Origin of the sequence: Microbacterium sp. NPDC089189 (genome assembly GCF_040685095.1) — a bacterium.
Lineage (GTDB): Bacteria > Actinomycetota > Actinomycetes > Actinomycetales > Microbacteriaceae > Microbacterium.
This window is the reverse complement of sequence record NZ_JBFBHG010000017.1, coordinates 25,216-45,125: the sequence shown is the minus strand read 5'-3', so window position 1 is coordinate 45,125 and position 19,910 is coordinate 25,216. Positions and strand designations below refer to the sequence as shown.

The window sequence follows — 19,910 nt, the reverse complement described above, 5'->3', positions numbered from 1 at the left end:
GACGCTGCTGCCCCGCCGCGGCTGCTGAGCGGAGGAGATCTGCGCAAGGGAGGACCGATTGCCCCGTTCCGATCCTCCGCTCGCTCGATCCCCTCCCTCCGATTCGCAGGAGGGGCGGAGGGGGCTGCAGACAGGCATGGATGGGGCGGCACGCGGGGCGGATGGGGCGGCACACGCATCCGCCCCCGGTTGGCGCCGCTGAGCGGAGGAGATCTGCGCAAGGGAGGACCGATTGCCCTGTTCCGATCCTCCGCTCGCTCGATCCCCTCCCCCCGATTCCGCATGGGGCGGTTTCGGACAGCCCGGCGCTGATGAACCGAGGGGGCGAGAGCGGCGGGACTCGGAGCCGGGAGCGAGGCTTCCGTGCTCTGCCGCCATCGAGCGGAGGAGATCGAGCGAGCGGAGGACCTGAAACCCGATGCGGCTCCTCCGCTCGCCCGATCTCCTCCCTCCGATTGCGCGGGGAGGCGACACCGACCTGACAAGGCGGACGCGGACGGGGATGGGGATGGGGATGGGGATGGGGATGGGGATGGGGAAGGGGACGGGGACGGGGAAGGGGATGGGGAGACGGACGGGGATGGGGATGGGGACGGGGAAGGGGACGGGGAAGGGGACGGGGAACAGGAAGGGGATGGGGAACAGGAAGGGGATGGGGAACAGGAAGGGGATGGCAAGCCGCTGGGTGGGGGGTGGTCGCGGTGCGACACTGGGCGCATGCGCATCCTCCTCAAGTTCGTCATCGACTGCGATCCGGATGCGGCGTGGCGGGCCCTGCACTCGCCCCGCGCCGTGGCCGAGATCTACGGCCCGTTCCTCGACATGCAGCCGCTCACGGCGCTCCCTCCGACCTGGGAGAGCGGCGACGAGGTCGCGGTGGGACTGTTCGCCGGCGGGCTGATCCCGGTGGGGACGCAGCTGATCGCCGCGACCGACCGCACGGTGTCGGAGCCGGCCGGCGAGGTGCGCATCTTCCGCGACAGTGGGATGCCGTTGACCGGTCCGCTGGCCGCGCTCGACGTGTGGGACCACCAGATGGCGATCAGCCCCACGCCGGACGGGCGCACGCTCTGGCGCGACCGCCTGGTCATCGGCGGGCGCGCCGCCCCGGCCCTGTGGCCCCTGCTCTGGGCCACCTGGCAGTGGCGGGGCGCCCGCATCCGCGCCCTCGCACCGACCTGGTCGCACGACCCGGAGTGATGCGGACCGGGCGTCAGGCGTCGGCGAGCGCGGCGATCGGTGCGACGCGGGTGGCCAGGCGGGTCGGCACGACGGCGGCGATGAGTGTCAGCAGGGCCGTCGCCCCGACGACGGCCACCATCGGCCACACCGGCAACGCCGGTGGGACGAACGTCACCGCGCGCGGCAGCGTCAGGTCGACGGGCACGGTGGCGAGCAGCGACTGCGCACCGGCCCAGCCGTAGAAGACGCCCAGCACGATGCCGGTCACGGTGGCCGCGATCGTGATGTGGGCGGCCTCGCGGAGGACCATGCCCCGCACCTGGCGGTTCGACACCCCGAGGGTGCGCAGCAGCCCGAGCTCGCGGCGACGCTGCACGATCCCGAGTGTGAGCAGATTGACCAGCCCCACGGCGGCGATGACGGCGGACACGGCGACGAGGCCCATCATGATGCCCGCGAACGCGTCGAGGAGCGTCGCCATCTCGGTGGGCAGCGATCCGCCCCCGGCAGCCGTCAACACCGCCTTCGTGGACTCGAGCGCGACGGCGAACATCGTCACGAGGGTCACTCCCATGACGACGCCGATCGCCATCCGGCTGGAGCGCTCCGGGTAGCGCAGGGCGTTCTCGGCGGCCAGGCGCGCGGTGGCCGAGGTGCCGAAGAGCCGGCCGACCAGGCGCAGGACGGGCGGCATCACGAGCGTCGCCCCCAGCGCGAGCCCCGTGAACGAGAGGATGCCGCCCACGAACGCGACGACGACCCCGAGCGGTGTCACGAAACCGACCAGGATGCCGCCGGCCAGGAAGAGCGCGCCGATCGCCAGGAGGCTGATGGCGGTCGCATTGCGCCCGGTGCGCCGGGCCGCGCGCTCGTAGGGGGCCTCGACGGATCCGCCGATGGCCTCGAGCGGGGTCACGGTGAGCACACGGCGCGCGCCGAGCCACGCCGAGAGCCACGTCGTGGCGGCCACGATCGCCGCGGGGATGAGGAGCGTCGGCGTGACCACCGCGAACTCGAGGTGGTCGAGCGCGAGAAGACGCCCCGCGAGCGCCACGCCGGCCGCCGCGGCCGCCGTGCCCGCGAGCAGCCCGATCGCCGCGCCGATCGCGCCGACGATGAGGCCCTGACGCGCGATCGCCGCCCGTTGCGCCCGCGCCGATGCCCCGATGAGCCGCAGCAGCGCGATCTGCCGCGTGCGGCCGGCGACGACGGTCGAGAACGTGTTGGCGGTCACGATGCCGGCCACGTAGACGCTGACCCCGACGAGCAGCGTCGTCAGGATCATCAGCACGAGCGCGAGCGTGTCGCTGTCGCCGATGTACGGGTCGGCGCGCAGCAGCGCCGCGATGTAGCCGGTCGCCGAGATGAGCAGCACCCCGAAGGCGGCCGAGATGGCGGAGACGAGGACGCTGGCCCCCATCCCGCGCTCGCGCAGCCACCCGAGCGCGGCGCGCGGCGCCGGCGGAGCCACAGCGGTCGCGGCGCTCACGCGGCGGCTCCCTGCTCGGCGGCGAGCATGAACGCCGCGATCTGCTCGGCGCTCTGGCCGCGGTGATCGGCGATCACGCGCCCGTCGCCCAGATAGATCACCCGGTCGGCGTGGGCCGCGGCGAGCGGATCGTGGGTCACCATCGCGATCGACTGCCCGTGCTCGCGGCTGGCGGCGCGCAGGAGCGCCAGCACGTCGCGTCCGGTGCGGGAGTCGAGGTTGCCGGTGGGCTCGTCGGCGAACAGCAGATCGGGCGCCGTGCTCAGCGCACGGGCGATCGCGACGCGCTGCTGCTGCCCGCCGCTCAGCTCGTGGGGCCGGTGACGCACGCGGCCGGTCAGCCCGAGCGTCTCGACGAGCATGTCGATGCGCGCGCGTTCGAGGGCGCTCGGTCGGCGGCCGTCCAGGTCGAAGGGCAGCGTGATGTTGCCGAGCACGTCGAGGGTGGGCACCAGGTTGAACGCCTGGAACACGAAGCCCACGCGGCGCCGGCGCAGCACCGTCAGCTCGTCGTCGCTGAGGCCGGTGATATCGGTGTCGCCGATCCATGCGGTCCCGCTGGTGGGCGCATCGAGCCCGGCCATGATGTGCATGAGGGTGGATTTTCCCGACCCCGACGGCCCCATGATCGCGGTGAACTCGCCGCGCCGGATGCCGACGCCGACGTCGTCGAGCGCGCGCACGGCGCCGGCGCCGGTTCCGAAGGTCTTCGTGAGTCGTTGGACGCGGGCGGCGAGGCCCAGATCGCTCGAGGAGATGTGCATGATCCGACCGTACGAACGGGCGCCATCCCGACACATCGGTCGCTGGTCGCGTCCGCATCCGTCGCTCGGATGACGTGCGATCCGCGGTCAGGTCAGGTCAGGTCGTGCTCGAACGCGAACACGACCAGCTGCACGCGGTCACGCAGCGCGAGCTTGGCGAGGATGCGGCTGATGTGCGTCTTCACGGTGGCCTCGGAGAGGAACTCGTGCGTCGCGATCTCGGCGTTCGAGAGCCCACGGGCGGCGAGCGCGAAGATCTCGCGTTCACGGTCGGTCAGCTCCGCGAACGCCGCGGGGACGGGCACGACGGGCGCGGTGAACCGGCTGAAGAGCTCGCGCGTGGCCGAGGCCGCGATGACCGCCGATCCGGCGTGCACGGTGCGGACGGCGGCGAGCAGGAACTCCGGCTCGGCGTCCTTCAGCAGAAACCCGCTGGCGCCCTGGCGGATCGCGCGCGCGGCGGCCTCGTCCAGATCGAACGTCGTCAGCATCACGATGCGCGGCGGCGCCTCGTCCTGCAGCAGCTCGGCGGTGGCGGCGAGCCCGTCCATGACCGGCATGCGGATGTCCATAAGGACGACATCGGGGCGCTCCCGCCGGACGACGTCGAGGGCCTCCCGCCCATCCGCCGCCTCGCCCACGACCTCCATGTCGGACTGGGAACCGAGCAGCATACGGATGCCGGCGCGGAACAGTCCCTGGTCATCGACCAGCACGACGCGGATCGGCCCACTCATACGATCACTCCGATCGGAAGCTCGGCGTCGACGGTGAAGGCCCCGTCGGCGGCGCCGGCGCGCAGCCCGCCGCCCACGAGCTGGGCGCGCTCCTGCATACCCACGATCCCGTGGCCGCGGGAGGGAGGGGGCGCGGGCGCCTCGGCGGCGACGACGTTGCGCACCGCCAGGCGCACCCGATCGGGGTACCACGACACCCACACTTCCACCGGGCCCGCTCCCCCGTGGCGCAGCGCGTTCGTGAGCGCCTCCTGCAGGATGCGGTAGACCGCGAGCTGCACCGAGGCCGGCACCGCGGCCGGCGGCACCGGGGAGATGGCGACCCGGAGGTCGACCCCCGCCGACTGCACCTGCCGGAAGAGCGCGTCGAGGTCGGTGAGCGAGGGCTGCGGACCGTCGCCCTGGCTGTGGCGCAGCTGGGTGAGCAGGAGCCGCACGTCGGTCAGCGCGGCACGGGCCGTCGTGCTGATCGTCGCGAGGGCGTCCGTCGCGATCTGCGGATCCGCCGCCGCCGCGTACCGCGCGCCGTCCGCCTGCGCGACCACGACGGCCAGCGAATGGGCGACGACGTCGTGCATGTCGCGGGCGATCCGCACCCGCTCCTGCTCGGCGATCGCGTCGGCCTGGGCCGCGTCGCGAGCGATGCGGTTCTCGCGCGCCCGCACCGCCGTGCGCACCAGCGCCCCGGCCGTCCACGCCAGTCCGAGGGCGAAGACGGCGGCGACCAGCACGAACACCGCCAACGGCAGGCTGCGGATGTCGGCGGTGCCGCCGCTGAGCAGCGACGTGACGAAGACGAGGTACACCGCGATAGCGATCGCGCCGACGAAGGCCGAGACGAGCCCCGACCAGAAGACGATCCGGCCGCCGTAGGCCGCGGTGACGTACAGGACCGCGAAGACCGCGACGTCGCTCGGCACGGGCGGCATGCCGGCGAGCATCTGCGCGAGCGCCGTGACCCACGCGATCCCGAGCGACAGACCGGGGGACCATCGGCGGACGGCGACGGCCGCCGACATCCCGAGCGCCACGAGCACCTCGGCCCCGCCGGCCGCGGCGGCCATCGTGAAGAAGACCCCGAACGTGCCGAGGAACACGACGGCGATCAGGGCGTCGATCGCGATCTGGTACGGCTTCAGCGGGCGGAACATCCCTGCCACGCTACGCGCACCGCCGGGCCGGCCACATCCGTCTCGAGATGTATCCGGCGTCGTCGGCCCGACCGCGGATGCGGCGTCAGCGGCGCGCGCGGGATGCGGCGGCCAGCTCCGCGGCGACACCGGCGGCGTCCTCGGCCACGAGACCGGCGGTCACGCGGATGTGCGGCGCACGGTGTTCGCCGACCATGAAGGGCGCGCCCGCCGCCACCGAGATCCGCGCGGCGGCGAGGTGCACGAGCGCCGCACGCTCGTCGGCGACCGGCAGCCAGAGGTTGATGCCGTCGGGCGGCGGGAGCACGATGCCGTGTTGACGCAGGGCCCCGACGAGGGCCTCCTGCCGGTCGCGGTAGGCGCGGCGGGCGGCGCTGACCGCGTCGATCGCGGCGGGCCGCGTGAGCATGTCGAGCATGACGCCCTGCAGGAGCCGCGAGGTCCATCCGGGTCCCAGCATGCGCCGCGCGATCACCCGGTCGAGCACCCGGGCGGGGCCGCCGATGGCCGCGATCCGGAGGTCCGGCCCGTGGGACTTCGAGAAGCTCCGCACGTGCACGACCTGCGCCGGGAGCCACCGGGCGAGGGTCGCGTCGGGCGCCATCGCGATGAGCCCGGAGTGATCGTCTTCGATGATCACGACCCGTTCGCCGTCGCGCGCCGACCGCACCGCGCCGGCCAGCTGGCGCGCGCGCACCGTCGTCATCGACGCGCCCGTCGGGTTCTGCGCCCGCGGCTGCAGGATGACGGCGACGGGGTGGCGCGCCAGCGCGCGGGTGAGCGAGGCGGGCACGACCCCCTCGTCATCGAGGTCGAGGGGCACCGCCTCGGCCCCCAGCGCATCGAGCAGGTCGAAGAAGTACGGGAACCCCGGCGACTCGACGGCGACGCGGTCGCCGAGCCGCACGATCTGCTCGAGCACCCGCGAGATGCCGTCCAGCGCACCGTCGACGACGGTGAGGGTCTCGACGCGGGTCGGCCAGCTGTCGCGCAGCACCTCGGCGAGCTGCGGCAGCACGGGGAGATCGTGGTACCGGCCGGCATCCGCCCGCAGCGCCACGTGGTCGAAGGCCGAGCCGAGCGCTGGCAGCAGCGCCGGGTCCGGCGTGCCGGACGCCAGGTCGAGGCCCGCGGCGCTCGCCCCCGACAGCCCCTGCACACGCGGCGTCAGCCACTCCCGCCGCGGCGCGCGCACGAAGCTCCCCGCCCGTCCGCGCGATTCGAGGACGCCGGCCCGCGCGAGCGCCTGCCATGCGGCGCTGACGGTCGCCGGGCTCACGGCCAGCTCCGCGGCGATCTCGCGCACGGTCGGCAGGCGGTCGCCGGGGGCGAGCACGCCCTCGGTCACGAGTCGTGCGATGACGCCCGCGATGCCCTGCGGCGAGCGGTCGGGGAACGCGGCGGGCAGCGGCACCGGCATCCTTCCGAGAGAGCGAGGCGACCGGACATTAACCATCACGTCACAGGCCGAAACCGAAGAGAAATGTTCAGCGAGAAAGATAACAGAACGGGAACGACCCACCCCGAACCCCTCGCATCCCGTAGCGGCGGGGGGACCTGAACGGTACGGTTCCGACCACCGGGAGGCAATGATGACGACGGTACGTGCAGCGATCACCCAGACGACATGGACGGGCGACAAGGCGTCCATGCTCGACAAACACGAGGGCTTCGCCCGGGATGCGGCAGCGCAGGGCGCGCAGGTGGTGTGTTTCCAGGAGCTCTTCTACGGGCCCTATTTCGGCATCACCCAGGACCAGAAGTACTACCGCTACGCCGAGCCGGTCGACGGCCCCATCGTGCAGCGCTTCGCGGCGCTCGCGAAGGAGCTCTCGATCGTCATGGTGCTGCCGATCTACGAGGAGCAGCAGACCGGCGTCTACTACAACACCGCGGTCGTGGTGGATGCGGACGGCTCGATCGCGGGCGTCTACCGCAAGAACCACATCCCGCACGTCGAGAAGTTCTGGGAGAAGTTCTACTTCCGCCCGGGCAACCTGGGCTACCCCGTCTTCGACACGGCGGTCGGCAAGGTCGGCGTCATCATCTGCTACGACCGGCACTTCCCCGAGGCATGGCGCGAGCTCGGCCTGAACGGCGCGCACCTGGCGTTCAACCCGAACGCCACCAAGCCCGGGCTCTCGAACCGCCTGTGGGAGGTCGAGCAGCCCGCCGCCGCCGTCGCGAACGGGTACTTCGTGCTCGCCCCGAACCGAGTGGGACGCGAGGACAACGAGTACGGCGACGAGGCGGTCACCTTCTACGGCCGCAGCCAGATCGTCGACCCGCGCGGCAACTACGTCGGCGACCTCGGATCGGGCGAGCACGAGGAGCTGCTCATCCGCGACCTCGACATGGACCTCGTGCAGCAGATGCGCGACGACTGGCAGTTCTTCCGCGACCGCCGTCCCGACACCTACGGGGAGATCACCGCCCCGTAACCGTCCCGCCGGTGTCCGCGGCGTGCGCCGCGGGCGCACGACCGTCCGCGTTCGAGAGGAACACGACATGGCAACGACACTCATCACCGGCGGCACCGTCGTCTCGGCGACCGGCCGCGGGCCGGCCGACGTCCTGATCGACGGCGAGACCATCGTCGCGGTGCTGCACCCCGGATCCGAGCTGCTCGGCGTCGACCTGGCCGCAGCGGTCGACACCGTGATCGATGCGACCGGCAAGTACGTCATCCCGGGCGGCATCGACGCGCACACCCACATGCAGCTGCCGTTCGGCGGCACGAGCGCGTCGGACACCTTCGAGACCGGCACGCGCGCGGCGGCCTGGGGCGGCACGACGACGATCATCGACTTCGCCGTGCAGCGCTACGGCGAGCGCGTGCAGGACGGCCTCGCCCGCTGGCATGAACTCGCCGCCGGCAACTGCGCGATCGACTACGGCTTCCACCAGATCGTGGGCGGCGTCGACCAGGACTCGCTCGCCGCGCTGCCCGGGCTGATCGACGAGGGCATCACGAGCTTCAAGATGTTCATGGCCTACCCGGGGGTCTTCTACTCGGACGACGCCCAGGTGCTCAAAGCCATGCAGGTGTCGGCCGAGACCGGGCTGCTGACGATGATGCACGCCGAGAACGGCCCCGTCATCGACGTGCTGGCCGAGCAGCTGGTCGCCAGCGGCAAGACCGACCCCTACTTCCACGGCATCGCCCGCGCGTGGCAGGCCGAAGAGGAGGCGACGCACCGCGCGATCATGCTCGCCAACATCACCGGCGCGCCGCTCTACGTCGTGCACGTGAGCGCGAAGCAGGCCGTGGAGCAGCTGGCGTGGGCGCGCGACAAGGGGCAGAACGTCTTCGGCGAGACGTGCCCGCAGTACCTCTACCTCTCGCTCGAGGAGCAGCTCGGGGCATCCAGTGACCAGTGGGGGGCGTTCGAGGGCGCGAAGTGGGTGTGTTCGACACCGCTGCGCTCTCGCGCGGAAGGTCACCAGGACCACATGTGGCAGGCGCTGCGCACCAACGACCTGCAGATGGTCTCGACCGATCACTGCCCGTTCTGCATGAAGGACCAGAAGGAGCTCGGGCGCGACGACTTCCGCGCCATCCCCAACGGCATCGGGTCGGTGGAGCACCGGATGGACCTCATGTACCAGGGGGTCGTGACGGGCGAGATCACCCTCGAGCGCTGGGTGGAGCTGACCAGCACGACGCCGGCGCGCATGTTCGGCATGTACGGCAAGAAGGGCGTCATCGCGCCCGGTGCCGACGGCGACGTCGTCATCTACGACCCGAACGGGCACACCTCGATCGGTTACGAGAAGACGCACCACATGAACATGGACCACTCCGCGTGGGAGGGGTTCGAGATCGACGGGCACGTCGACACCGTCATCGCCCGCGGCAAGGTCGTCGTCGACGACGGCCGGTACCTGGGCACGAAGGGCGACGGACGCTTCGTGCGCCGCGGCCTCAGCCAGTACCTCATCTGATGCCCCGACCCGCCCCATCCCGCCCCGGCCGCACGGCCACCCCTCACGACCGGAAGGCATGACATGGATTTCGGCGTCGTCCTGCAGACGAACCCTCCCGCGGCGCGGACCGTGCAGCTCGCCCAGCTCGCCGAGGCGCACGGCTTCAGCCACGTCTGGACCTTCGACTCGCACCTGCTCTGGCAGGAGCCGTATGTGGTGCACTCCGCCATCCTGAACGCCACCAAGCGCATCGTCGTGGGGCCGTTCGTGACCAACCCGGCCACGCGCGACTGGACCGTGACGGCGTCGGTGTTCGCGACCCTCAACGAGATGTACGGCAACCGCACGATCTGCGGCATCGGCCGCGGCGATTCCGCGGTGCGCGTGACGGGCGGCAAGCCGGTGTCGCTGGCCGACCTGCGCGAGTCGGTGCACGTGATCCGCGAGCTCGGCAACTCGCGCGCCGTGGAGTACAACGGTGCGACGCTGCAGTTCCCGTGGAGCCGGGGATCCGAGCTCGACGTGTGGGTGGCCGCGTACGGCCCGCTCGCGCTGAAGCTCACCGGCGAGGTGGGCGACGGCTTCATCCTGCAGCTCGCCGACCTCGACATCGCGGCGTGGATGATCAAGGTCGTCAAGGACGCGGCGGCCGCGGCGGGGCGCGACCCGGAATCGATCGCGTTCTGCGTGGCAGCGCCCATGTACATCGGCGAGGACCGCGAGCACATGCGCGACCAGTGCCGCTGGTTCGGCGGGATGGTCGGCAACCACGTGGCCGACATCGTCGCGAAGTACGGCACGCACGGCGAGGTTCCCGAGGCGCTGACCGACTACATCGCCGGGCGCACCGGGTACGACTACAACTCGCACGGCAAGTCCGGCAACGACCACGTCGACTTCGTGCCGGACGAGATCGTCGACCGCTTCTGCCTGCTCGGCACCGCCGAGGAGCACATCGCGAAGCTCGAGAAGCTGCGCGAGATCGGCGTCACCCAGTTCGCCGGCTACCTCCAGCACGACAACAAGGAGGAGACGATGCGGGTGTACGGCGAGACCGTCATCCCCGCGCTCTCCGAGCACATCACGGCCACGCGATGACTTCGTCTCCTCCCCCCACTCCCACCCCCGCACCCGCGAGACAGCACTTTCGCGCCGAAACAGCGGGTTCAACCCACGGTCTCGGCGCGAAAGCGCTGTCTCGCGGGTCGGGGATGCGGGGGCGGCGGGGCGGGGCGGGCGTGCTGTGGGGCGTGGCGGGGGTCGCGGCGGTGGTGGTGCTGTGGGAGCTGTACAAGTTCCTCGGGCCCGCCGACGGGGTGACCCTCGGGTCGGACGGCAGCGCCGGATCGGGCGTCATGATCCTGCCGCGCACGCACGACCGCGCCATGCCGCACGTCTGGGAGATGGTCGCGCGGCTGTTCGCCTCGACGAGCGGCGGCGACACCCCACCCCTGTGGATGTCGGTGGCCACCGCGGGGCTGCTGACCCTCGGCATCGCCGCGGCCGGTTGGATCATGGGCGTGCTGGTCGGCGGACTCCTCGGGCTCGCCATGCAGCGCTGGCGACTGGTCGAGTGGGGCCTGCTGCCCTGGATCGTCGTCAGCCAGACCGTCCCTCTCATCGCCTTCGCCCCGGTGATCAACGCGCTCGGCGGACAGCTCGACCGCGAGGGCATCCCGTGGCCGCAATGGCTGTCGGTGGCCGTCATCGCGTCGTATCTCGCGTTCTTCCCGGTCGCGGTGGGGATGCTGCGCGGCCTCGAAGCCCCCGACCGCATCCACCTCGACCTCATGCGCACCTACGCCGCGGGCTACGGCACGACGCTCCGCCGTCTGCGGCTGCCCGCCGCGGTCCCCCACCTCCTGCCCGCGCTCCGGCTGGCGGCCGCCGCCGCGGTCGTGGGCGCCGTGGTCGCCGAGGTGTCGATCGGGATGCGGGGCGGCATCGGCCGCATGCTCATCCAGCTGGCGGGTCAGGCCTCATCCGACCCGGCAGCGCCCTGGGGACCCACCTTCGGCACGATCGCGCTGGGGCTGGTCGCCGCGGGCACCGTGGCGCTGATGGGCCGGGGACTCAAGAACTATCGCCGAGGCGAGGAGACGACATGACAGAGGCCACGGCCCCCGCCGTCCGCGCGAGCGGCGTCGGCAAGGTGTTCGCCACGCGCACCGACGACGTGATCGCCCTCACCGGCGTAGACCTCGAGGTCGCGGCCGGCGAGTTCGTCTCGCTCATCGGCCCCTCGGGATGCGGCAAGTCGACCCTGCTGCGGCTGATCGCCGACCTCGACGGCGCCAGCTCGGGCACCCTCGAGATCTTCGGTCGCCCGGCGGCCGACGCCCGCCGCGCGCAGGACTACGGCATGGCGTTCCAGCAGGCGGGGCTCCTGCCCTGGAGGACGGTCGGCGCGAACATCGCCCTGCCCCTCGAGGTGCACGGCGTCGGCAAGGCGGAGCGCGCCGCGCGCGTGGCCGAGCTCGCCGCGCTCGTGGGACTCACCGAGTTCGTGGACCGCTACCCCGACCAGCTCTCGGGCGGGATGCAGCAGCGCGTCGCCATCGCCCGCGCGCTGGCCTCGCGCCCCCGACTGCTGCTCATGGACGAGCCGTTCGGAGCCCTCGACGAGATGACCCGCGAGTACCTGCAGGGCGAGCTCACCCGGATCGCCGCCGAGACGGGAGCTGCCGTGGTCTTCGTCACGCACTCCATCCCGGAGGCGGTCTTCCTCTCGGACCGAGTGGTGGTCATGAGTCCGCGTCCCGGGCGCATCACCGACATCGTCACGACGGGGTTCGGGCCGCTCCGCGACGAGCGGCTGCGGGAATCTCCCGACTACTTCGCCCGCGTCACCGCGGTGCGCGAGGCGCTCCACGGAGCCCCCGTCGAACGGGCGAACGAGCGATGAGCACCGTCGGCGCGCCGCGCCCCCTGCCGGGCTGGCTGCGCATCGTGGCACCGCTGGTCGTCGCGCTGATCGGGCTGCTGCTGTGGGTGCTCGTCGTCGACGTGTTCGAGGCCGCGCCCCGCATGCTCCCGAGCCCGTTCGCGATCGCCGCGGAGTTCGTGCTGCGCTGGCCGATCATCGCGCCGCACATGATGATCACCGCCACCAACGCGCTCGTCGGGCTCGTGGCGGGCACCGTCATCGCCGTGCTCCTGGCCGGGCTCGCCGCATCCGCCCGCCCGCTCGACGGGATGCTGGCGCCGCTGGTGGCGGCGCTCGCCGTCGTCCCGATCGTGGCCCTCACCCCCATCCTCAACACGATGTTCGGGGCGTCGAGCCAGTTCGGGCGGCAGGCGGTGGCGGCGATCGCGGTCTTCGTGCCGGTGTTCGTCAACACGCTGCGCGGACTCCGCCAGACCCGGCCGGTGCACCGCGACGTCCTGCGCGCCTCCGCCGCGACCCGCGGGCAGACCTTCCGCCTCCTCACCTTCCCGACCGCCCTGCCGTACCTGCTCTCCGGCATCAGGATCGCCGCGTCGCTCGCCGTCATCTCGGCCCTGGTGGCCGAGTACTTCGGCGGTCCCGCCGACGGCATCGGCACCGCCATCGCGACCTACGCCAAATCCGGCCGCGCCGCCCTGGCCTGGGCGTTCGTGGTGGGCGGCATCCTCATCGGCCTCCTCTTCTTCCTCGTGACCTCGCTCCTGGAGCGGCTCGCCACGAGGCGGGCCCCGGTCTGACCGGCGGCGTCCCACCGCACCACCGCACCACCAGGCACCACCGAACCCGAAAGGAACAGCATGAGACACAGCATTCGACGCACCCTCGTGGCCGTCTCCACCGTCGGCATCGCCTCGCTGGCGCTGGCCGCCTGCGCCGGCGGCGGTACCGACCCCGCGACCGACCCCGACGGCGAGTTCGAGCCCCTGACCTCGATCTCGCTGCAGCTGCAGTGGCTGCCGCAGGCGCAGTTCGCCGGTTACTACGTCGCCCTCGACCAGGGCTACTTCGAGGAGGAAGGGTTCGACGACGTCGAGATCGTCCCCTCGGGCGGCGACATCGTGCCGCAGGACGCCCTCGTCGCCGGCGACGTCGACTTCGCCGTCGCGTGGGTCCCCAAGGTGCTCGGCACGCTCGAGGCCACCGGCGCCGAGCTCACCGACATCGCCCAGGTGTTCCAGAAGTCGGGCACGCTGCAGGTCTCGTGGGCCGACAGCGGCATCGACTCCGTCGCCGACTTCGAAGGCAAGCGGATCGGCTCGTGGGGCTTCGGCAACGAGTGGGAGATCTTCGCCGCGATGGCCGACGAGGGACTGGACTCCACCGGCGTCTCGATCACGACGCAGGACTTCAGCATGAACGCGCTGCTCGACGGCGACGTCGACGCCGCCCAGGCGATGACCTACAACGAGTGGGCGCAGGTGCTCGAGGTCGTCAACCCCGAGACCGGTGAGCTGTACCAGCCGGAGGACTTCGACGTGATCTCGTACGAGGACACCGCGGGGGCCATGCTGCAGGACGCGATCTGGGCCGACACGGCGCGACTCGCCGACGACCCGGCGTACGCGGATGCCGCCGTGCGCTTCTTGAAGGCCGTGACCAAGGGATGGATCTTCGCCCGGGACAACCCCGAGGAAGCGGCGCAGATCACCTACGACGCGGCGATCAACGCCGAGGCGGCCTTCCCCGTCGGCCCGACGCACCAGCTGTGGCAGATGAACGAGGTCAACAAGCTCATCTGGACCGACGACCCGTTCGGCGTCGTGAACGAGGATGCGTGGGCCCAGACCGTGGCCGGCGCGCTCGCCGCGACCAACCAGGACGGCCTCAACCTCATCACCGCCGAGCCGGCCGACAGCGCCTACGACAACACCTACATCCAGCAGGCGCTGCAGGAGCTCGAGGCCGAAGGCGTGAGCGTCGAAGGAACCTACACACCGCTGGACGTCGTCCTCACCGAGGGCGGACAGTAGAGACACCCGTCCGGGGCGGCCGCATCCCACGGCCGCCCCGGGCACCCGTCGGACACTCCCGAGGAAGCGAGACACCCATGAGTCACGATCTCGACCGTCGCGCCTACGAGCTCGACCGCGCGCACGTCTTCCATTCCTGGTCGGCCCAAGCCGCCCTCGACCCGCTCGTCATCGCCGGCGGCGAGGGAACGCGGGTGTGGGACTCGGCGGGCACCCGCTACCTCGACTTCTCGAGCCAGCTCGTCAACGTCAACATCGGGCACCAGCATCCCGCGGTCGTCGCCGCGATCCAGGCGCAGACCGCGCAGCTGACCACGATCGGCCCGGCCACCGCGAACCTCGCCCGCGGCGAGGCCGCCGAGCGCATCGTCGCCCGCGCCCCCGAAGGGTTCTCGAAGGTCTTCTTCACCAACGGCGGCGCCGACGCGATCGAGAACGCCATCCGCATGGCGCGGCTGCACACCGGCCGCGACAAGGTGATCTCGCGCTACCGCTCGTACCACGGCAACACCGGCGCCGCGATCGTCGCCACCGGCGACTGGCGGCGCATCCCCAACGAGTACGCGCGGGGGCACGTGCACGTCTTCGGGCCGTACCTGTACCGCTCCGAGTTCTGGGCGAGCACACCGGAAGAGGAGTCCGCTCGCGCCCTCCACCACCTCGAGCGCGTCATCCAGGCCGAGGGGCCCACCGGCATCGCCGCCGTCCTGCTCGAATCGATCCCCGGCACGGCCGGCGTGCTCATCCCGCCCCCCGGATACCTGGCCGGCGTCCGCGAGATCTGCGACCGCTACGGCATCCTGCTCATCCTCGACGAGGTGATGGCGGGGTTCGGGCGCACCGGCCGCTGGTTCGCGTTCGAGGGCCACGACGTCGTGCCCGACCTCATCACGTTCGCCAAGGGGGTGAACTCCGGGTACGTGCCGGTGGGCGGCGTGCTGATCTCCGACCCGATCGCCGCGACCTTCGACGACCGGGTGTTCCCCGGCGGCCTCACCTACTCCGGGCACCCGCTCGCGGCGGCATCCATCGTCGCGACGCTCGATGCGATGGCGGACGAGGGCATCGTCGAGAACGCCCGGCGCATCGGCGCCGACGTGCTCGGCCCCGCCCTCCGGTCTCTCGCCGAGCGCCACGACGTCATCGGGGAGGTGCGCGGCGAGGGCGTCTTCTGGGCGCTCGAGCTCGTCGCCGACCGCACGACCCGCGACCCCCTTCCGTCCGCCGACATGGGCAGGCTCAAGAACGACCTCATCGGCCGGGGGCTCCTGCCCTTCGTGCAGGACAACCGCATCCACGTCGTCCCGCCCTGCGTCGTCACGGACGACGACGTCGCCGAGGCGATCGGCATCTACGACGCGGCCCTCGCCGCCCTCTGACCCGCACGGACCGGGGGCGACGCCGCCCCCGGAGGAAAGGACGACATCATGAGCGAGACCCTCGGACACTGGGTGCACGGCGCTGCCTGGGACGGCACGTCGACCCGCACGGCACCGGTCTACAACCCGGCGCTCGGCACCGTGCAGAAGCAGGTGCGGCTGGCCAGCACCGCGGATGTGGATGCCGCCGTCACCGCCACGGCGGCGGCCTGGCCGGCGTGGCGCGACGCGTCGATCGCCAAGCGCACGACCGTGCTGTTCGCCTTCCGGGAGCTCCTCAACGCCCGTAAGGAGGAGCTCGCCGCCATCCTCACCGCCGAGCACGGCAAGGTGCTCTCGGACGCGCTCGGCGAGATCGCGCGCGGGCTCGAAGTGGTCGACGTCGCCTGCGGCGTCGGACACCTGCTGAAGGGCACGTACTCGGAGAACGCCTCGACCGACGTGGACGTCTACACGCTGCGCCAGCCCGTGGGCGTCGTCGGGGTCATCAGCCCCTTCAACTTCCCGGCCATGGTGCCGATGTGGTTCTTCCCGATCGCCCTCGCCGCCGGCAACGCGGTCGTGCTGAAGCCGAGCGAGAAGGACCCGACGGCGTCGATCTGGCTTGCGGAGCTGCTGCGCGAGGCGGGCCTGCCCGACGGCGTGTTCACGGTGGTCAACGGCGACAAGGAAGCCGTCGACGCCCTGCTCGTGCACCCCGACATCCGTTCCGTCTCGTTCGTCGGATCGACCCCGATCGCGCAGTACATCTACACGACGGCGGCGGGCGCCGGGAAGCGCGTGCAGGCGCTCGGCGGCGCGAAGAACCACATGCTGGTGCTGCCGGACGCCGACCTCGACCTCGCCGCCGACGCCGCCGTCAACGCGGGCTTCGGCTCGGCCGGCGAGCGCTGCATGGCGGTGTCGGTCGTGCTGGCGGTCGAGTCGATCGCCGACGAGCTGGTGGCGAAGATCACCGAGCGCATGGCGACGCTGCGCACCGGCGACGGCACCCGCGGATGCGACATGGGCCCGCTCATCACCCGCGAGCACCGCGACAAGGTCGCCGGCTACCTCGACATCGCCGCATCCGACGGCGCCGACGTCGTGGTCGACGGGCGCGGTGTGGAGGTGGATGGCGCGGCCGACGGCTTCTGGCTCGGCCCGACCCTGATCGACCGCGTCCCGCTGGAGTCCGCCGTGTACCGCGACGAGATCTTCGGGCCGGTGCTGTCGGTCGTGCGCGTCCCCGGCTACGAAGAGGGCGTGGGCATCATCAACGCGAGCGTGTACGGCAACGGCACCGCCATCTTCACGAACGACGGCGGTGCCGCCCGGCGTTTCCAGCGCGAGGTGGAGGTGGGCATGGTGGGGATCAACGTCCCCATCCCCGTGCCGGTGGCCTACCACTCGTTCGGCGGCTGGAAGGCGTCGCTCTTCGGCGACGCGAAGGCGTACGGTCCGGCGGGCTTCGCGTTCTTCACGCGCGAGAAGGCCGTCACGAGCCGATGGCTCGACCCCTCGCACGGCGGGCTCAACCTCGGCTTCCCGCAGAACGCCTGACCCGGCGGGCCGTGCCGCGCGCCGGGGCTCGGGATACCCTGTCGGGAACCCGTCAGCGCCGACATCCGCTCGGCACGACTCCTCGGATCGGAGGTTCCCATGTCCATCGACGCCGTTCACACTTCCCGTGATCTCAAGGCGATCATCGGCGAACCCGAGGTCGTCGAGGACGCCGGCGACCTCGCGGCCGACGTCGAGAACAGCGAGGCCTGGCTGACGCTGAAGGAGGCGGCCACCGCGCTGCAGGCGATCCAGGCCGCGGACGGGTCGGTGCCCGAGGAGCACGACCGGCCGGTGGCCCGGATGGAGGTCGAGCGCATCGTCGGCGCGATCCGCGAGCTCGCTCCCCTCTTCCCGCACGACGCCGAGTACCTCGAGGCGTCGGTCGGAGACTTCGCGCGATGGTCGGCGGAGGACTTCGGCGTGCCCGACTTCTTCGACTCGCTCGTGTCGTTCCAGCCGCAGCAGCACCGCGTCGACGGCCTCCGTCATCTCGTGGTCTTCCCGATGTACACCCAGAACGGATCGCGCGACCGGTTCGTGGAGGCCGTGCTCGTGGAGGTCATCTGGCCCGAGTTCGTGGCGCAGCTCGAATCGGAGTACACGAACCGGCTGTTCGTCTCGCTGCGGCTCGTGGACTTCACCCCCGGGTACGACACGAACTCGGCGGTGCTGTTCCCCGAGACCGTGGCGATGCGCGAGATCCCGACGTTCACGTGGGGAGCGATCTTCCAGGACCGCGAGGCCGCCCGGTACCGCCGGGTGGTGGCGGCCGCCTCCGAGATCACCAAGCTCGAGCTGCCCGAGGCCGCCGCGCGCATGCTCACCGACCAGCAGCTCACCGAGCAGACGTTCGTGATGTGGGACCTCATCCACGACCGCACGCACATGCGCGGCGACCTGCCGTTCGATCCGTTCATGATCAAGCAGCGGATGCCGTACTTCCTCTACGCGCTCGAGGAGCTGCGGTGCGACCTCACCGCGTTCCGCGAGTGCGTGCGCCTGCAGGCGCGGCTCGACGAGCGGGTCGCGGCGGGCGAGGAGCTGTCGGCCGTCGATGCCGAGGTGCGCGAGCACGCGGCGCTCGTGCAGTACGCGGTGCTGTTCGACCGGATCTTCCGGTTCTCGATCACGGGCACCCGGGTGCGCAACTATGACGGACTGGGCGGTCAGCTGCTGTTCGCGTGGCTGCACCGCCGGGGCGTGCTGCACTGGACGGACACCCGTCTGACCGTGGACTGGGCGGATGTGCCGGGCGCCGTCGTGGCTCTCGCCGACGCGATCGACGGGCTGTACTGGGAGTCGATCGACCGCCCGAAGACCGCCCACTGGCTGGCGGCGTACGAGCTCGTGCGTTCGGTGGTCACCCCGCATCCCGCCTCGCAGTGGGCGCGGGGTCTCGGCGACGACGTGCTCTCGGGGCCGCCCGCGGGCTTCACCGACGCCGTGCTGGCCGACGAGTTCCCGCTGTCGATGTTCTTCGAGGCGCTCGAGAAGAAGATGCGACCCGTCATCGCGTCGACCTCCGGCATCCGCGCCGGCGACTGACGCCCTTTCTGCAGGACATCTCCGTCGTGCAGGACGATCCCCTCCCGATCGTCCTGCACGACGGACACCTCCTGCGCACGAGACGTGCGACGACCCGGGGATGCCGCGGGCCGCGCCTCTAGGCTGGAGACACCATGAGCACCCTTCACGACCCGGCCGTGCGCGGCTTTGCCTCCGACAACTACTCCGGCGTGCACCCCGAGGTGCTCGCCGCCATCGCGGACGCCAACGGCGGCCACCAGACCGCGTACGGAGCGGACGAGTACAGCGCGCGGTTGCAGCAGGTGCTGACGGCGCACTTCGGCGACGGCGTCACGGGGTTCCCCGTCTTCAACGGCACCGGCGCCAACGTCACGGGCCTGCAGTCGATGCTGCCGCGCTGGGGCGCGGTGATCGCGGCGTCGACGGCGCACATCAACGTCGACGAGGGCGGCGCGCCCGAGCGGGTGGGCGGGATGAAGCTGCTCACCGTCCCGACCGACGACGGCAAGCTGACCCCCGAGCTGGTCGACCGCGAGGCCTGGGGATGGGGCGACGAGCACCGCGCTCAGCCGCTCGTGGTCTCGATCACCCAGTCGAGCGAGCTCGGCACGCTCTACACGCCGGGCGAGATCCGCGCCCTCGCCGACCACGCCCACGAGCGCGGGATGCGGCTGCACCTCGACGGGGCGCGCATCTCGAACGCTGCCGCCTCTCTCGATCTGCCGCTCTCGGCCTTCACGCGCGACGCCGGCGTCGACGTGCTGAGCCTGGGCGGCACGAAGAACGGCGCCCTCGGCGCGGAGGCCATCGTCGTGCTCGACGAGGCGGCATCCACGGGTCTCACCTACCTGCGCAAGCTCAACATGCAGCTGTCGTCGAAGATGCGGTTCGTCTCGGCGCAGCTCGTGGCGCTGTACGAGGGCGACCTGTGGCTGCGCAACGCCCGCCACGCCAACGCGATGGCGGCACGGCTGCGCGCCGGCATCGAGGCGGGGATCGCGGACGGAACGATCCGCGGGGTCGCGTTCACACAGCCCACGCAGTCCAACGGCGTGTTCGCCACGCTCCCCGCCGGCGTCGCCGACCGACTGCGCGAGAGCTTCCGCTTCTACGATTGGGGCCCCGCGTCCGGAGGCTCGGAGGAGCGCGACAGCGCTGCTTCGAGTGGACGTGGGGAGGATGAGGCGCGCCGGGAGGTGCGCTGGATGTGCTCGTTCGACACGACCGAGCACGACATCGACGCGTTCATCGCCGCCGTCGCGCGCGAGACGGCCTGACGCGCCCCGCCGCCG

The 19,910-nt window shown here is 71.6% G+C and carries 17 protein-coding genes; 12 read left to right on the top strand and 5 right to left on the bottom strand.

The window, feature by feature from the left end; genetic code table 11:
* Positions 1 to 717 precede the first annotated feature (717 nt).
* On the top strand, positions 718 to 1,200 hold the full coding sequence (locus tag AB0N73_RS11090; RefSeq protein WP_363563371.1) for a hypothetical protein: 483 nt from the start codon (positions 718 to 720) through the stop codon (positions 1,198 to 1,200).
* A gap of 13 nt (positions 1,201 to 1,213) precedes the next feature.
* On the opposite strand, the gene AB0N73_RS11085 is transcribed toward AB0N73_RS11090, so the two are convergent.
* The 5 genes from AB0N73_RS11085 to AB0N73_RS11065 form a co-directional block, all read right to left on the bottom strand.
* Complete coding sequence (locus AB0N73_RS11085; RefSeq protein ID WP_363563463.1) at positions 1,214 to 2,602, bottom strand: FtsX-like permease family protein; 1,389 nt, start codon at positions 2,600 to 2,602, stop codon at positions 1,214 to 1,216.
* Between the two features lie 65 nt (positions 2,603 to 2,667).
* Positions 2,668 to 3,435 carry an ABC transporter ATP-binding protein gene (locus AB0N73_RS11080; RefSeq protein WP_363563369.1) on the bottom strand — a complete coding sequence of 256 codons (768 nt, stop codon included), beginning with the start codon at positions 3,433 to 3,435 and terminating at the stop codon, positions 2,668 to 2,670.
* A gap of 92 nt (positions 3,436 to 3,527) precedes the next feature.
* Complete coding sequence (locus AB0N73_RS11075; protein ID WP_363563367.1) at positions 3,528 to 4,172, bottom strand: response regulator transcription factor; 645 nt, start codon at positions 4,170 to 4,172, stop codon at positions 3,528 to 3,530.
* Positions 4,169 to 5,323 (bottom strand): histidine kinase, encoded by a 1,155-nt coding sequence (locus AB0N73_RS11070; RefSeq protein ID WP_363563365.1) that lies wholly within the window; start codon positions 5,321 to 5,323, stop codon positions 4,169 to 4,171. Before AB0N73_RS11070 ends, AB0N73_RS11075 begins: the two co-directional genes overlap by 4 nt.
* 85 nt (positions 5,324 to 5,408) lie before the next feature.
* Positions 5,409 to 6,737 (bottom strand): aminotransferase class I/II-fold pyridoxal phosphate-dependent enzyme, encoded by a 1,329-nt coding sequence (locus AB0N73_RS11065; RefSeq protein ID WP_363563363.1) that lies wholly within the window; start codon positions 6,735 to 6,737, stop codon positions 5,409 to 5,411.
* 178 nt (positions 6,738 to 6,915) lie between these two features.
* On the opposite strand from AB0N73_RS11065, the gene AB0N73_RS11060 reads away from it, so the two are divergent.
* From AB0N73_RS11060 to AB0N73_RS11010, 11 genes are all read left to right on the top strand, one after another.
* The gene (locus AB0N73_RS11060) at positions 6,916 to 7,764 is read left to right on the top strand and encodes a nitrilase-related carbon-nitrogen hydrolase (protein ID WP_363563361.1); all 849 of its coding nucleotides are present in this window, start codon (positions 6,916 to 6,918) and stop codon (positions 7,762 to 7,764) included.
* Positions 7,765 to 7,831: 67 nt separating this feature from the next.
* Complete coding sequence (gene hydA, locus AB0N73_RS11055; RefSeq protein WP_363563359.1) at positions 7,832 to 9,268, top strand: dihydropyrimidinase; 1,437 nt, start codon at positions 7,832 to 7,834, stop codon at positions 9,266 to 9,268.
* 63 nt (positions 9,269 to 9,331) lie between these two features.
* Positions 9,332 to 10,348, top strand: coding sequence for a TIGR03842 family LLM class F420-dependent oxidoreductase (locus AB0N73_RS11050; protein ID WP_363563357.1), 1,017 nt, complete (start codon positions 9,332 to 9,334; stop codon positions 10,346 to 10,348).
* Positions 10,349 to 10,461: 113 nt separating this feature from the next.
* Entirely contained in the window at positions 10,462 to 11,358 is an 897-nt protein-coding gene (locus AB0N73_RS11045; protein ID WP_363563355.1) for an ABC transporter permease subunit, read from the top strand.
* Positions 11,355 to 12,155: an ABC transporter ATP-binding protein gene (locus tag AB0N73_RS11040; protein ID WP_363563353.1), complete on the top strand. Its 801-nt coding sequence runs from the start codon at positions 11,355 to 11,357 to the stop codon at positions 12,153 to 12,155. The genes AB0N73_RS11045 and AB0N73_RS11040 overlap by 4 nt, the downstream gene beginning before the upstream one ends.
* Positions 12,152 to 12,934, top strand: a complete 783-nt coding sequence (locus AB0N73_RS11035; RefSeq protein WP_363563351.1) for an ABC transporter permease subunit — start codon at positions 12,152 to 12,154, stop codon at positions 12,932 to 12,934. The genes AB0N73_RS11040 and AB0N73_RS11035 overlap by 4 nt, the downstream gene beginning before the upstream one ends.
* A 60-nt stretch (positions 12,935 to 12,994) precedes the next feature.
* The gene (locus AB0N73_RS11030; protein ID WP_363563349.1) at positions 12,995 to 14,167 is read left to right on the top strand and encodes an ABC transporter substrate-binding protein; all 1,173 of its coding nucleotides are present in this window, start codon (positions 12,995 to 12,997) and stop codon (positions 14,165 to 14,167) included.
* A gap of 77 nt (positions 14,168 to 14,244) precedes the next feature.
* Positions 14,245 to 15,546 carry an aspartate aminotransferase family protein gene (locus AB0N73_RS11025; RefSeq protein WP_363563347.1) on the top strand — a complete coding sequence of 434 codons (1,302 nt, stop codon included), beginning with the start codon at positions 14,245 to 14,247 and terminating at the stop codon, positions 15,544 to 15,546.
* 48 nt (positions 15,547 to 15,594) lie between these two features.
* The gene (locus AB0N73_RS11020; RefSeq protein WP_363563345.1) at positions 15,595 to 17,088 is read left to right on the top strand and encodes a CoA-acylating methylmalonate-semialdehyde dehydrogenase; all 1,494 of its coding nucleotides are present in this window, start codon (positions 15,595 to 15,597) and stop codon (positions 17,086 to 17,088) included.
* 99 nt (positions 17,089 to 17,187) lie between these two features.
* Positions 17,188 to 18,636 carry a DUF6421 family protein gene (locus AB0N73_RS11015; RefSeq protein ID WP_363563343.1) on the top strand — a complete coding sequence of 483 codons (1,449 nt, stop codon included), beginning with the start codon at positions 17,188 to 17,190 and terminating at the stop codon, positions 18,634 to 18,636.
* Positions 18,637 to 18,770: 134 nt separating this feature from the next.
* On the top strand, positions 18,771 to 19,895 hold the full coding sequence (locus AB0N73_RS11010; RefSeq protein ID WP_363563341.1) for a low specificity L-threonine aldolase: 1,125 nt from the start codon (positions 18,771 to 18,773) through the stop codon (positions 19,893 to 19,895).
* The last annotated feature ends 15 nt before the right edge of the window (positions 19,896 to 19,910 follow it).

Bases quoted from the DNA above. Each gene is read 5' to 3' on its own strand.
- AB0N73_RS11090 (WP_363563371.1), top strand. From the start codon at position 718: ATGCGCATCCTCCTCAAGTTCGTCATCGACTGCGATCCGGATGCGGCG.
- hydA (WP_363563359.1), top strand. From the start codon at position 7,832: ATGGCAACGACACTCATCACCGGCGGCACCGTCGTCTCGGCGACCGGC.
- AB0N73_RS11045 (WP_363563355.1), top strand. From the start codon at position 10,462: ATGCGGGGGCGGCGGGGCGGGGCGGGCGTGCTGTGGGGCGTGGCGGGG.
- AB0N73_RS11080 (WP_363563369.1), bottom strand. From the start codon at position 3,435: ATGCACATCTCCTCGAGCGATCTGGGCCTCGCCGCCCGCGTCCAACGA.
- AB0N73_RS11075 (WP_363563367.1), bottom strand. From the start codon at position 4,172: ATGAGTGGGCCGATCCGCGTCGTGCTGGTCGATGACCAGGGACTGTTC.
- AB0N73_RS11050 (WP_363563357.1), top strand. From the start codon at position 9,332: ATGGATTTCGGCGTCGTCCTGCAGACGAACCCTCCCGCGGCGCGGACC.
- AB0N73_RS11020 (WP_363563345.1), top strand. From the start codon at position 15,595: ATGAGCGAGACCCTCGGACACTGGGTGCACGGCGCTGCCTGGGACGGC.
- AB0N73_RS11060 (WP_363563361.1), top strand. From the start codon at position 6,916: ATGACGACGGTACGTGCAGCGATCACCCAGACGACATGGACGGGCGAC.
- AB0N73_RS11070 (WP_363563365.1), bottom strand. From the start codon at position 5,323: ATGTTCCGCCCGCTGAAGCCGTACCAGATCGCGATCGACGCCCTGATC.
- AB0N73_RS11035 (WP_363563351.1), top strand. From the start codon at position 12,152: ATGAGCACCGTCGGCGCGCCGCGCCCCCTGCCGGGCTGGCTGCGCATC.
- AB0N73_RS11025 (WP_363563347.1), top strand. From the start codon at position 14,245: ATGAGTCACGATCTCGACCGTCGCGCCTACGAGCTCGACCGCGCGCAC.
- AB0N73_RS11085 (WP_363563463.1), bottom strand. From the start codon at position 2,602: ATGGGGGCCAGCGTCCTCGTCTCCGCCATCTCGGCCGCCTTCGGGGTG.
- AB0N73_RS11010 (WP_363563341.1), top strand. From the start codon at position 18,771: ATGAGCACCCTTCACGACCCGGCCGTGCGCGGCTTTGCCTCCGACAAC.
- AB0N73_RS11015 (WP_363563343.1), top strand. From the start codon at position 17,188: ATGTCCATCGACGCCGTTCACACTTCCCGTGATCTCAAGGCGATCATC.
- AB0N73_RS11030 (WP_363563349.1), top strand. From the start codon at position 12,995: ATGAGACACAGCATTCGACGCACCCTCGTGGCCGTCTCCACCGTCGGC.
- AB0N73_RS11040 (WP_363563353.1), top strand. From the start codon at position 11,355: ATGACAGAGGCCACGGCCCCCGCCGTCCGCGCGAGCGGCGTCGGCAAG.